Origin of the sequence: Candidatus Nitrotoga sp. 1052 (assembly GCF_927312905.1) — a bacterium.
Classification (GTDB): domain Bacteria; phylum Pseudomonadota; class Gammaproteobacteria; order Burkholderiales; family Gallionellaceae; genus Nitrotoga.
Genome location: NZ_CAKMHQ010000016.1, coordinates 31,040 through 44,115, shown reverse-complemented (window position 1 = coordinate 44,115; position 13,076 = coordinate 31,040). Strand labels below are relative to the sequence as shown.

Below are 13,076 nucleotides of genomic sequence, written 5' to 3'. Positions count from 1 at the left end.
AATCTGTCGCCATGAAACTACTATTTGACCTATTCCCCGTTATCCTGTTCTTTGTCGCTTTCAAGATATTCAACGTTTATGTTGCCACAGGTACTGCGATTGCCGCCACTATTGCACAAATTGGGTGGGTTAAATGGCGGCATGGCAAGGTAGATACCATGCTATGGGTAAGTTTTGCCATCATTGCCGTATTTGGTGGCGCGACACTAATTCTTCACGATGAGACCTTCATCAAATTTAAACCCACCATTCTGTATTGGGTGTTCGCCATCATCCTGTTGGGTTCCAATCTACTCTTAAAAAAGAACCTGATGCGTGCTTTGCTAAAGGAAAAACTTACGCTTCCAACTAAAGTATGGAACCAAGTCAACTTGGGCTGGAGCCTGTTCTTCGTCATACTCGGCGTGGTAAATTTATATGTTGCATTTAACTTTTCTACAGATGCATGGGTTAATTTCAAACTTTTCGGTGCCACCGGAATGATGCTAGTATTCGTGCTGCTGCAAGCAATGGCGCTGTCGAAATACGTGCATGAAGAGAAGGAAAGTAACTAAATGCTATATGCCATTGTCGGCCATGATGTTCCTGACAGCTTAACAAAACGTCTGGCGACACGGCCCGCACACATGGCACGGCTACAGGCATTGCAAAACGAAGGGCGTTTAATTCTGGCTGGCCCTTTCCCAGCTGTGGATGCAGTTGACCCCGGTGCTGCGGGATTTTCCGGCAGCTTGATAGTGGCGGAATTCGCCACGTTAAGGGACGCGGAAACATGGGCACAGGCTGACCCCTATATGGTCGCTGGGGTATATGCACAAATTCTGGTCAAACCGTTTAAGAAAGTATTTCCAACATGAACCATCCCGCAGCAAATCACGCAAACAACCGCATAGATCAGATGAATACCCTTCTTGCGGCGCTTCAACCCACAAAAATTGAGATTGCCGATGATAGTCATAAACATGCTGGACACGTTGGCGCACGTGGGGGGGGTGGACATTATCGCCTCCTGATTGTATCCCCGCAGTTTGCTAGTAAGCCTACTTTGGCACGGCACCGTATGATATATTCAGCACTGGGAGACATGATGAAGCACGATATTCATGCACTGACCATTGCTGCCTATACACCAGAAGAACTATAACTTTTAATTTAAACTTTCAACGAGGACTGAACAATGCTGAAACTTTCAAAACTTGCCACTATCGCTCTATTTTCTACACTTGCAATTAATCAGGTTTATGCGCAAGAAAAGCCCGCCGCAGTTGTGAATGGCGTCGTCATTCCGCAGGCACGTGTGAGCATGCACGTCAAGGCTGCCGCTTCGCAAGGAAAAATGGATACTCCGGAACTGCGTCTCGCCATTAAAGATGAATTAATCAATCGTGAAATAATGGCGCAAGAAGCGATAAAACAAGGTTTCGATAAACAGCCCGAAACCATTAGCCAATTTGAGCTAGCCAAACAGACTGTTCTTGTAAATGCATTTCTACAGGATTACCTTAAAAACCATCCAATTAGCGAAGATGCAATCAAGCAGGAATATGAAAATATTAAGCAAACCACAGGAAGCAAGGAATACAACTCACGTCACATTTTGGTAAAAGATGAAGCTGAAGCGAAATCTATTGCTGCTCAACTAAAGAAGGGGGGCAAGTTTGAAGATCTAGCAAAAAAACATTCCTTGGATCAAGGTTCGCGTGACAAGGGTGGTTCTCTGGGTTGGGCTCTGCCAGGCAATTTCACACCGACGTTTGCTGAAGCGCTGGTAAATCTGAAAAAGGGCGGTGTAAGTGCGCCGGTGAAATCTGATGCTGGCTGGCACCTGATTAAACAGGAAGATGTGCGTGATTTCAAGTTCCCTGTTTACCGGGAAGTGAAAGCGAATATAATGCAACGTCTGCAACAGCAAGCCATACAAAAGGCCATCGTTGACATGCGCGCCAAAGCAAAGATTGAATAAACCGGTTTAAGTGATAATAAAAGGCGACCATTGGTCGCCTTTTTTGTTGCATGTACTTTTGTAAACTATTAGTTAACCCACTTGCGCGCATTCTGGAACATTTTCAACCATGCTCCGTTTTCCCTCCATCCTGCTGGATGCCAAGAATGCTGTAACACCCGGAACAGCCGTTCCGGGTGCGGCATCATGATACTGAATCGTCCATCAGCTGTGGTGAGTCCGGTAAGACCCTGTGGCGAACCGTTTGGATTAAGTGGGTAGGTTTCTGTCGGCTGGCCGTGGTTATTCACATAACGAAGTGTGACCAACGGCTGCGCCGCCTTCAAGCGTTTGTCGTTACCGAAGTGGGCATATCCCTCGCCGTGCGCCACCACGATAGGCATACGGCTGCCTGCCATGCCATCAAATAAGATCGAGGGCGAGTGCTGCACTTCCACCATCACGAAACGCGCCTCAAACTGCTCCGACAAATTGCGCGCAAAATGTGGCCAATGTTGTGCCCCTGGAATAATTTCATGCAAATTGCTCATCATCTGGCAGCCATTACACACACCCAGAGCAAAAGTATCATCGCGCTTGAAGAAGGCCTCGAACTCATCCCGTGCACGCGGGTTGAACAAGATGGATTTTGCCCAGCCTTCGCCTGCCCCTAGTACATCGCCATAGGAAAAACCGCCGCACGCCGCCACCCCGTTAAAATTCGCCAACTTAACGCGGCCAGTGATGATGTCGCTCATATGCACGTCCACCGCCGTGAAGCCGGCGCGGTCAAACGCCGCCGCCATCTCGACATGGCCGTTCACACCCTGTTCACGCAAGATAGCGATTGTTGGACGTAATTTCAACAGCGCAGGCGCGACAATATTTTCGTTCTGGTCGTAAGTGAGTTTCACTTGCAAGCCAGGATCGGCAGCATCCAGGATGCGGTCATATTCTTGCTGGGCGCAAGCCGGGTTGTTACGTAGCATCTGTATCCGGTAAGTCGTTTCCGACCAGATGCGCTTCAGATTTATGCCCGTCTCGCTGAACAATGTTTTGTCTTGCTGCACGATATCTATCGTGCCGCTTATATTCAGTGTTGCAACCGAACATTCCGCTGCAAGCCCAGCGCTATGGCACACGCCCAGTACATACTGTAAATCGCGGCAATATACCTGCACCACCGCACCCAGCTCTTCGTTGAACAATATGCTTAGGGCATCTCCCTGCAATCCATCAAGATTTATGGTCAGGCCGACATGAGTAGCAAACGCCATTTCGCACAGTGTGGTAAACAATCCGCCGTCCGAACGGTCATGATAAGCCAACAACTTGCCCTCACCATTCAGGCGCTGGATAACGTCGAAAAAGATTTTGAGCTTGCCCGCATCGTCGAGGTCGGGTCCAACATTACCCACCTGTTTATACACCTGCGCCAGCGCCGAGCCGCCCATGCGGCTCTTGCCTTCGCCCAGATCAATCAGCAGCAATACGGTATCCAAATCGGCCGCCAATTGCGGCGTTAATGTCAAACGTGCATCCATACACGGTGCGAAAGCTGTCACGATAAGCGACAACGGGGCAGTTACCGCCCTCTTCTCGGTGCCTTCCTGCCATGCTGTGCGCATGGACATAGAGTCCTTGCCTACCGGAATGCTAATGCCGAGTTGCGGGCACAGTTCCATGCCCACCGCACGCACGGTGTCAAACAGCGCAGCATCTTCTCCGTGATGACCGGCGGCCGCCATCCAGTTGGCCGATAGCTTGATGTCGCCGATCTTTTCGATGCGCGCCGCTGCAATGTTGGTAATCGCCTCTCCCACAGCCATTCGTCCGGAAGCCGGAGCGTTCAACACCGCCAGCGGAGTGCGTTCACCCAAGGCAAAAGCCTCACCCAATGCAGTATTGAAGCCCATCAAGGTCACTGCCACATCCGCGACTGGAACTTGCCACGGCCCCACCATCTGGTCGCGTGCAGTCAAGCCGCCCACAGTGCGGTCACCGATGCTGATAAGGAAAGTTTTGTCGGCCACGGAGGGTAAGCGCAGCGTGCGCTCGATTGCATCTTTAAGATTTATTTTGCTGACATCAAATGCAGGAAGCTTCACAACCTCGCGCTTTACATTGCGCGTCATTTTAGGTGGCTTGCCCAACAGTACCGATAACGGCATATCCACCGCATTATTTTTAAATAATTCGTCATGCACGATCAATTGGTCATCGGCAATTGCGCGCCCCAGCACGGCGAACGGACAGCGTTCACGCTCGCACAAGGCTTTAAACTCATCCAAACGTGACGGATTAATCGCCAGCACATAGCGTTCCTGCGCTTCGTTGCTCCAAATCTGCATCGGCGACATACATCGCTCTTCAGAAGGAACAGCACGCAATTCAAAACGAGCGCCGCGTCCACCGCCATGCACTAGTTCCGGCAAAGCGTTGGAGATGCCGCCCGCACCAACATCGTGTATGGACAAAATGAGATTGTTCTCACCCATCTGCCAGCAACGGTCAATTACTTCCTGCGCGCGACGTTGCATTTCGGGATTACCGCGCTGCACCGAAGCAAAATCCAGATTTTCCGCATTGGCACCTGTATCCATGCTGGATGCCGCACCGCCGCCCAGACCGATCAGCATCCCTGCCCCGCCCAGTTGGATCAGCAGCGCACCCACGGGCAATGCATGCTTGTGGGTATGCTGCGCCGCGATACTGCCCACCCCGCCCGCTAGCATAATGGGCTTGTGATAACCGCGCACCTCGTCGTTGACGGTCTCTTCAAAGGTGCGAAAATAACCGGCCAGATTGGGACGGCCAAACTCATTATTGAACGCTGCACCGCCAAGTGGTCCTTCCAGCATAATCTGCAAGGCGGAAGCAATACGTGACGGCTTGCCATAAATCGGAGGGGCTCCATCTCCACCCGAAAGGGAGTTAGCGATAGCGCTGCCATAAATTTCCCACGGCTGCTCAAAGCCAGGAATATTCAAATTAGACACAGAGAACCCGGTTAGCCCCGCCTTGGGTTTGGAACCGGAACCTGTCGCGCCTTCATCGCGTATCTCGCCACCCGCTCCAGTGGCTGCACCGGCGAAGGGCGAGATGGCCGTGGGATGGTTATGTGTTTCCACTTTCATCAACGTGTGCGTCAACTCATCGTTGTAGGCATAGCCGCCATCGGCGCGCGGATAGAAGCGCTCAATGCGCGCTCCTTCGATCACAGAGGAATTATCGGAATACGCAACCACCGTACCTTCTGGATGCAACTTATGGGTATTGCGGATCATGCCGAACAACGAGATCGCCTGCTGCTCATCGTCTATCACCCAATCCGCATTGAAAATCTTGTGACGGCAATGTTCGGAGTTCGCCTGTGCAAACATCATTAACTCTACATCGGTAGGATTGCGCCCTATTCGATGGAAACTCTCCACCAAATAATCAATCTCATCGCTGGACAACGCCAATCCCATCTCGATATTAGCCGCTGCTAGCGCCGCATTGCCGCCGTGCATTATGTCCACAGTAGAGAGCGGCAGTGGCTCACCGTGACGGAAAATCTTTTCTGCCACATCATTGAAGCCTGTTTTGAGACTAACCACAGGATCAAACACGGATTCTGTCATGCGGTCATGCAGTAGCGGCAGCAACACTTTCAGTTCTGCTTGCGTCAGCGCTTTGTCATCCTTAGTCTTGACGGAGTACACAACGCCGCGCTCGATGCGCCTAACTATGTGCAGACTGCAATGCTGCGCAATATCCGTGGCCTTGGAAGACCACGGCGAGATGGTACCCAAGCGCGGCACAACTAGCAGATGTTGTAACCTGTCCTCACTGCTATGCCCCCCCGTTCCCTCTCTCGCATCATCCAAATCGAGCAACGTATCCAGCAAGTTGGCTTCAGTGACTGACAAATCCGTATTGAGCGCCACGAAATACCAATGGCACGCATCTGCTATATGTATATTTAGAAGGGCGTTGCTAACGACAGCACGCAATTTTTCGAGACGGAAGGAAGACAGCGCGGACTTGCCGGGGGAGACGCGGAACATAAACAGGCTCTCAGGGGCTGTTAAAAACAGCTTGCCATTATACTATGTGACCTCATTTCCACTCGAAGGAAAATATATTCATGCCAGCCGCACCGCGCATTCCCACCATTACACAAAAACAAGTCGCCACCTTTCTCTCCCCTCGCCCGCGTGACAGCCATAAGGGCAAGTTCGGCACAGTGGCCGTTATAGGGGGTGCCAGCGGCATGGTCGGCGCACCGCTGCTAGCTGCGCGTGCGGCGCTCAAGCTGGGAGCTGGCTGCGTACATGTGGGCATGCTGGCGGACAACGCCCTGAGTGCTGATATATTGCAACCCGAGTTAATGCTGCATAGCGCACAAGCGGCATTGCGCCTACCCAAGCTGAATGTGCTGGCCATCGGCTGCGGTATGGGGCACGACGACACTGCTCAGAAAATTTTGCAAGATGCGCTCAAGCTGGATACCGTGCTGGTACTTGATGCTGACGCACTTAACATTCTCGCCCTCCGCCCAGATTTGCGCACTGTCTTGATTTCTCGCAAGGATGCCAGCGTAATTACCCCTCATCCTGGCGAAGCAGCACACCTGCTCGGCTGCAACACTAAAGAAGTGCAGGCCGCACGCTCCGAAGCCGCACAGGAACTGGCTAAACGCTTTCATAGCGCCGTGGTACTGAAAGGTGCTCACAGCCTGTGCGTTACTCGCAATGGTAAAATATATGTAAATAAGACCGGCAACCCCGGCATGAGCAGCCCCGGTATGGGCGATGTGTTGACTGGCATGATCGCCGCCTTTATCGCCCAAGGATTAAATGTGGATCAAGCCTTATTGTTGGCAGTGTACCTGCATGGCGCGGCAGGTGATGCGGTGGCAAAACAGAAAGTTACAATCGGCATGACAGCCACTGAAGTGACAGAATGGGCGCGCTGGTTGTTGAACCAATGGGTAGCATCAGGCAAATAGCTTCATCACGCAGACCTGCATCCAATCACAGCACCTGCACAACAAACACAAGTTACGGTAAAAATTATGAGCGTCTCAATTGATATTCGCGAGGAATCCGGCGTCCGCACCCTGCACTTTGGTTCTGAGTGGATCCAAGGTGCGATGCGCATCGCGCGTCCATGGAACCTGGAGCTCGATTACACCAAAGAAATGATGACGAGCCTACTATTACGCGAAGAGACCCGTTTTCCCCGCAAGGTATTATTGATTGGTCTCGGTGCCGCCTCGCTAACCAAGTTTCTTTATCGCAACCAACCTCTGGCCAACCTTACTGTGGTAGAAATCGAACCCGGGGTAGTCGCTGCCGCCCGCCAATTCTTTAAGCTGCCGGAAGACCCCAAGCGATTGAAAATAGTGATTGGTGATGGTGCCGAATTTCTCGCCAACAGCGACCAGACCTATGATCTGATACTGGTGGATGGATTTGATGCCAATGCCCGCGCTGGTGTCCTCGACACCTTGCCGTTCTATCAGGTTGTACGCGCCCACCTGAGCGAAGATGGCATCATGGCCGTCAATCTTTTGGGGCACAGCCGTGGCTTCAAGGATAGTCTCGAACGCATCCGCAGCGCCTTTGATGGCCGCGTCCTGGCTTTTCCTTCCTGCGACAGTGGCAATGCCATTGCCTTCGCCGCAGCGGGCGACCCAATCTGCATTTCGATGGATGACTTGAAGGACCAGGCGCTGATATTAAAAAAAGAAATTGGCCTCAACCTGCTGCCAACCCTGACGCGATTGGAGCAAGCAAAGACATGTAAAGGCGGAATGCTTGAGATATAGCCTTGCCTATTATTTTTTAGCAGCCTGTTCAGCCAGATATAGCCATGTTTCCACGACGGTATCCGGGTTCAACGAAACTGCCTCAATGCCTTGCTCTACCAGCCACTGCGCCAAATCAGGGTGATCGGACGGGCCCTGTCCACAAATGCCAATGTATTTATTGGCCTTGCGACAAGCCTGAATCGCCATGCTGAGCAACGCTTTCACTGCCGGGTTGCGCTCATCGAATGCCCCCGCTATCAACCCCGATTCACGGTCTATACCGAGAGTAAGCTGAGTCAGGTCATTTGAGCCAATAGAAAAACCATCGAAATATTCCAGGAACTGCTCGGCCAGCAGCGCGTTGGAAGGAATCTCGCACATCATTATCAGGCGCAGGCCGTTCTCGCCCCGTCGCAAGCCATTTTTAGCCAGTTCTTTTATCACCATCTCGGCTTCATCCAGCGTGCGTACGAAGGGAATCATGACCTCTATATTGGTCAGCCCGATTTCATCGCGTACCCGGCGTATGGCGCGGCACTCCAGCGCAAAACAATCACGGAAGCTGTCCACGATGTAACGTGAAGCGCCGCGTAAACCGATCATCGGATTCTCTTCATTCGGCTCGTATTGAGACCCCCCTAGCAAGCTGGAATATTCGTTGGATTTGAAATCTGAAAAGCGAACGATCACCGGTTTAGGTGCAAAAGCCGCGCCCAGCATGGCTATACCTTCGGCCAACTTCTCAACATAAAAATCTACCGGCGTGGCATAACCTGCGGTCTTAGCCTCCACCTGCACTTTTAACTCCGCTGACAAATTGGGATAGGCGAGCACCACCTTGGGATGTACGCCTATCATCCGTGCGATGATGAATTCCAGCCGCGCCAGCCCCACGCCAGCATTGGGCAAACGGCTGGACTCAAACGCCAATTCCGGGTTCGCCACGTTCAGACTGATTTTAATTGGCGGAGTCGGCATTTCATCCAGCGCCAAATCCGACATCTCAATGTCGAGCATGCCTTGATACACCTTGCCGACATCTCCCTCGGCACAAGAAACTGTCACGGCGTCGCCATGTTTAAGAATTTGCGTTGCATCGCTGCATCCTACTACCGCCGGAATGCCTAGTTCGCGCGCCACTATGGCCGCATGACAGGTGCGCCCGCCTCGGTTGGTGACAATCGCAGACGCGCGCTTCATTACCGGCTCCCAGTCAGGGTCGGTCATATCCGTCACCAGAACGTCGCCTGGCTGCACTTGGTTCATCTTGCTGGCATCCGCTACCAAGCATACCGGGCCGCTGCCTATGCGTTGCCCAACGGCCCGTCCGCTGACCAATATTTGGGACTGTTGCTTTAACCGATAACGCCTCAGCTTGCCTTGAGTTTCATGCGACTGCACCGTCTCCGGACGTGCCTGCAATATATAAAGCTTGCCATCCAACCCGTCCTTGCCCCACTCGATATCCATCGCGCGACCATAATGCTGCTCAATGATCAGCCCATAACGCGCCAGCTCTTCCACCTCTGCATCGGTAATGGAGAAGTGCTGCCTCTCAGCCGGCGGCACCTCTACTGTGAGAACGGAACGTCCTGTTTCGAGTCCTGCACCGAATATCATTTTTATCGCCTTGCCGCCAAGATTACGGCTGATCACCGCAGCTTTACCTTGCTTTAATGCAGGCTTGTACACATAAAATTCGTCCGGGTTGACCGCACCTTGCACTACTGTTTCGCCCAGCCCATATGCGGAATTGATAAGTACCACCTGTTCAAAACCAGACTCAGTATCCAGCGTAAACATCACGCCACTTGCGCCTAAATCGCTACGCACCATGCGCTGCACGCCTGCCGACAATGCCACATCCTGATGTTTAAATCCCTGGTGGACACGGTAGGCAATGGCACGATCGTTATACAGCGAGGCGAACACCTGCTTAATGGCTGACAAGACATGATCCACTCCATTAATATTTAGAAAAGTTTCTTGCTGCCCGGCGAACGAAGCGTCCGGCAAATCTTCCGCCGTAGCAGAGGAACGAATGGCCCAGGAAATATCCACACCAGCCTCGGCCTGCATCTTTCCATAAGCCTCGCGAACTTCACTTTCCAAACGCGGCGGCAAAGACGTGTCCACAATCCACTGCCGTATCCGGCTACCAACCACAGCCAGCGCCGTCACATCGGTCACAGCAAGATCCTCAAGCACTACACGAATGCGCTTATCCAAACCACTCTGCGCGAGAAAATCACGATAGGCTGCGGCTGTGGTAGCAAAGCCACCGGGCACACGCACACCGAGATGGGCAAGCTGGCTGATCATTTCTCCAAGCGACGCATTCTTGCCGCCCACCTTGGCCACATCGCTCATACGCAATGACTCAAGCCACACGATATACCGTTGCTGTTCCATTTTTTTCTCCTCTCACAGACTGGCTACATGATAGTAGAAACGGAGGTTGAACTCTCCTTGCGTGAATAACAAGTAAATTTACTTCAAGTCAGATTAAGGCTACGCTGAAAAAGTCCCTCCGTTCGGGCTGAGCCTGTCAAAGCCATCGGCAACTTATTGATTGAAATGAGCACGTTTCGACAAGCTCAACGCGAACGGACTTGTTCCGCATTGCCTTAATTAAAAGGTGCGCATTTTCTATGCCGCCATGCCGCATGATATACAGCGAATGACTGGACGGCATAGCTGCTTGCTTCACAGGCTCTCGGTATTTTTTTGAGTCATTTGAGTAAACGACCGACGAAACGCCCAACTACCCTGCCCGCTCCGATAGCTGCTTTCGATGGCGGCCTGAATTCCGGAATCGCGGCAGCAACCTTTTTTGCACGGTTCTCGCGAATGATCTGCTGGGCTTCGGGAGAATCAGCCGGAATGATCGTTGCCTGATCACAGATTGGGCATTCTTCATGCCGGGAACGGAAACGCCAAATTGAATAAATCAAGCCCGGAATCAAGAAGCAAAACCAGAGGATGATTTCGGTATCGGTACTGCCTTTGGTTATAGTTTCCGTCTCACCTACATAGCCGCATGATATGCACAAACCTTGTGACATAAAACTCTCCAGTATTTTTTAATCCAGAAATCAGTCCGCGTGTAGGGATTTTAATCTGAGTAACTGAACTTTGTTAGATTCGATCTGGTTGATAGACGCTTCTTCGTTTTGCCTTGCTGATTTTATTGGCCTTACGTGAAATAGAGCGGATAATCATTTTTTTACCTCCCGCATTTCAACCTCTCGCAGAAGAAATAAATCCGTTCGTCCTGAACCTGTCGAAGAAGGCATTATAACGATAACTAATCCAGCGGTAGTGGCAGAACCGTTTAACATGGCGGCACGCACCGGATTAAGCTCGATGTAATGCTGACAACTGAGCAAAGTAAATCTCCGTCTTGTTTAGGGAGAATGTATAGCGGCTGTCTCACAGTGAGACACAAATTAGACATACTCTACTTCGACATTTGTATTTAACACTTATAACTTTAACTACCAAGACTCCATGTTTAAATTTCCAAAAAATTTTACTTCTCTCCAATTCCTAGTCGGGCTGACGCTCTGTGCTTCTTCGACATCGGCGCTAGCTTCCCACCCTCTCCGACCTTTCGATCCATTCCCCCCCTTCCCCTGTCTTCATAGTTACTTGGCGCATTGGCATGGCATTGCGATAAATCCCGTGAGCAATAAAATTTATGTCACGAACGCTTATCATAAGGTTACTTGTCCGCTCAGTGACATCATTCCTAATGTAGCATCAGACGTCATAGTTATCGACGGTGCGACCAACAACATTCTCACTGTTAATCTTAGCTCGACAACCTCTCTTCCGTCACAGTCCATTACTGCGATAGCGGTGAACCCAGCGACAAACAAGGTTTATATGGCTAACGGAAACTTAGTCTCGGTGATCGATGGTGCGACAAACACTGGCAGCAACTTACCGGCCAACTTTTATTCTGATATTGAAGCTTTGGCGGTTAACCCGGCGACGAACAAGATTTACGTGTCAAACGGCAGCGGTGTTACAGTGATCAATGGTGAGACAAACACCACTAGCACCGTAATCGGCATATTTGGTGTTGAATTCATGATTGTGAACTCAGTGACCAACAAGATTTACTTGGCTGACAACGGCACCGTCTCAGTGATCGATGGTGCAACAGACAATGTTAGCACCGTAGCGACGACCGGCCACTATATTAGCGATGTGGCGATTAACCCGGCGACGAACAAGATTTATGTTTCGAAATATGCTGATGGTCTCTCTACCGTCATAGTCATCGACGGAGCGACCAATATCACCAGCACCGAGTTGGCTGTGCCATATTTCCCTCTCGCTTTAGCAGTAAACCCGGTGACAAACAAAATTTATGTGTTGCACCCCTTCACTAACGCTTTCACGGTCATAGACGGTGCGACAAACACCACCAACACGTTTGTGACCGGGAGCAATCCGAGAACAATTGCACTAAATGTGAAGACGAACAAGATTTACGTGGCAAACTTTGACAGCAACAACGTCACAGTAATCGACGGCGCTACCAACACCACGACCACCGTGACCGTCGGGACGCATCCAAACGCCTTGGCAGTAAACCCGGAGACCAACAAGGTTTATGTGACGAGCTACGATGATAACACCGTCACCGTGATCGACGGCAGCACGAAAATCGAAAGTACTAGCAATGTTGTAGAATTCTTCAATACCCATCTCGACAACTACTTCATTACCGCCAACGCAAGCGAAGCGAGTGCGATCGACGGTGGCAGCGCGGGGCCTGGTTGGATACGTACCGGCAATACGTTCAAATCTGGGGGTAGTACCGCCGTCTGCCGCTTCTATGGGAGTCAATCACCTGGCCCGAATTCACATTTTTATGCTCTGCTCGGTACAGAATGCGATAACCTCAAACAGTTGCAAGCAACCACACCGGCTACAGAGAAACGATGGAATTTTGAGAGCCTGGATTTTCTCTCAACCGTGCCCATCAACGGCACTTGCGCAAGCGGGTTGCTGCCGGTTTATCGGGCATACAACAACGGATTTGCGCGAGGCGTCGACAGTAATCATCGCATCAGTGCAAGCCAAGCCGCCATACAAGAAGTGATCAATCGGGGCTGGATAAATGAAGGTGTAGTTATGTGTGCACCGAACTGATTGCACTACGCCCAGCGCGCAAGAGATTTAATAAATGGTGTTAAGCAGCTGACAGTACATGAATCTCGCGAAATACTTGCTGGGTTGCTTGCTCGACCGGCTGTAGCGTAAAAAAAGCCTTTTCATCACTATGCGTAACATCGATAGAAGCACGAGACACAAATCAGA

General features: G+C 51.2%; 10 protein-coding genes. 7 read left to right on the top strand and 3 right to left on the bottom strand.

Translation table 11 applies throughout. The features are described from left to right. Positions 1–11 precede the first annotated feature (11 nt). The 4 genes from MJ768_RS03505 (at position 12) to MJ768_RS03490 (ending at position 1,963) form a co-directional block, all read left to right on the top strand. On the top strand, positions 12–554 hold the full coding sequence (locus tag MJ768_RS03505; RefSeq protein WP_239287988.1) for a septation protein A: 543 nt from the start codon (positions 12–14) through the stop codon (positions 552–554). Continuing rightward, the gene (locus MJ768_RS03500) at positions 555–857 is read left to right on the top strand and encodes a YciI family protein (protein WP_239287987.1); all 303 of its coding nucleotides are present in this window, start codon (positions 555–557) and stop codon (positions 855–857) included. Continuing rightward, positions 854–1,144 (top strand): BolA family protein, encoded by a 291-nt coding sequence (locus tag MJ768_RS03495; protein ID WP_239287986.1) that lies wholly within the window; start codon positions 854–856, stop codon positions 1,142–1,144. Before MJ768_RS03500 ends, MJ768_RS03495 begins: the two co-directional genes overlap by 4 nt. 159 nt (positions 1,145–1,303) lie before the next feature. Then, a complete protein-coding gene (locus MJ768_RS03490) occupies positions 1,304–1,963 on the top strand; it encodes a peptidylprolyl isomerase (RefSeq protein ID WP_239287985.1) in 660 nt (219 codons plus the stop codon). A gap of 68 nt (positions 1,964–2,031) precedes the next feature. Here MJ768_RS03490 and purL read toward each other — a convergent pair whose 3' ends face one another. Next, on the bottom strand, positions 2,032–5,994 hold the full coding sequence (gene purL, locus MJ768_RS03485) for a phosphoribosylformylglycinamidine synthase (RefSeq protein ID WP_239287984.1): 3,963 nt from the start codon (positions 5,992–5,994) through the stop codon (positions 2,032–2,034). A gap of 80 nt (positions 5,995–6,074) precedes the next feature. Between purL and MJ768_RS03480 the strand changes: the two genes are divergently transcribed. Together MJ768_RS03480 and MJ768_RS03475 are read left to right on the top strand one after the other, a co-directional pair. Next, positions 6,075–6,938: an NAD(P)H-hydrate dehydratase gene (locus MJ768_RS03480; protein WP_239287983.1), complete on the top strand. Its 864-nt coding sequence runs from the start codon at positions 6,075–6,077 to the stop codon at positions 6,936–6,938. Positions 6,939–7,004: 66 nt separating this feature from the next. Then, positions 7,005–7,760 carry a fused MFS/spermidine synthase gene (locus tag MJ768_RS03475; protein WP_239287982.1) on the top strand — a complete coding sequence of 252 codons (756 nt, stop codon included), beginning with the start codon at positions 7,005–7,007 and terminating at the stop codon, positions 7,758–7,760. 9 nt (positions 7,761–7,769) lie between these two features. Here MJ768_RS03475 and ppsA read toward each other — a convergent pair whose 3' ends face one another. Then, on the bottom strand, positions 7,770–10,154 hold the full coding sequence (ppsA, locus tag MJ768_RS03470) for a phosphoenolpyruvate synthase (RefSeq protein WP_239287980.1): 2,385 nt from the start codon (positions 10,152–10,154) through the stop codon (positions 7,770–7,772). 320 nt (positions 10,155–10,474) lie between these two features. Beyond that, positions 10,475–10,807 (bottom strand): hypothetical protein, encoded by a 333-nt coding sequence (locus tag MJ768_RS03465; RefSeq protein WP_239287979.1) that lies wholly within the window; start codon positions 10,805–10,807, stop codon positions 10,475–10,477. A 619-nt stretch (positions 10,808–11,426) separates the two neighbouring features. On the opposite strand from MJ768_RS03465, the gene MJ768_RS03460 reads away from it, so the two are divergent. Continuing rightward, the gene (locus MJ768_RS03460) at positions 11,427–12,908 is read left to right on the top strand and encodes a YncE family protein (protein ID WP_239287978.1); all 1,482 of its coding nucleotides are present in this window, start codon (positions 11,427–11,429) and stop codon (positions 12,906–12,908) included. Positions 12,909–13,076 lie beyond the last annotated feature (168 nt).

Excerpts from the sequence above, each read along its gene's own strand:
- MJ768_RS03505 (WP_239287988.1), top strand. The coding sequence starts at position 12 with ATGAAACTACTATTTGACCTATTCCCCGTTATCCTGTTCTTTGTCGCT.
- MJ768_RS03500 (WP_239287987.1), top strand. The coding sequence starts at position 555 with ATGCTATATGCCATTGTCGGCCATGATGTTCCTGACAGCTTAACAAAA.
- MJ768_RS03495 (WP_239287986.1), top strand. The coding sequence starts at position 854 with ATGAACCATCCCGCAGCAAATCACGCAAACAACCGCATAGATCAGATG.
- MJ768_RS03490 (WP_239287985.1), top strand. The coding sequence starts at position 1,304 with ATGCACGTCAAGGCTGCCGCTTCGCAAGGAAAAATGGATACTCCGGAA.
- purL (WP_239287984.1), bottom strand. The coding sequence starts at position 5,994 with ATGTTCCGCGTCTCCCCCGGCAAGTCCGCGCTGTCTTCCTTCCGTCTC.
- MJ768_RS03480 (WP_239287983.1), top strand. The coding sequence starts at position 6,075 with ATGCCAGCCGCACCGCGCATTCCCACCATTACACAAAAACAAGTCGCC.
- MJ768_RS03475 (WP_239287982.1), top strand. The coding sequence starts at position 7,005 with ATGAGCGTCTCAATTGATATTCGCGAGGAATCCGGCGTCCGCACCCTG.
- ppsA (WP_239287980.1), bottom strand. The coding sequence starts at position 10,154 with ATGGAACAGCAACGGTATATCGTGTGGCTTGAGTCATTGCGTATGAGC.
- MJ768_RS03465 (WP_239287979.1), bottom strand. The coding sequence starts at position 10,807 with ATGTCACAAGGTTTGTGCATATCATGCGGCTATGTAGGTGAGACGGAA.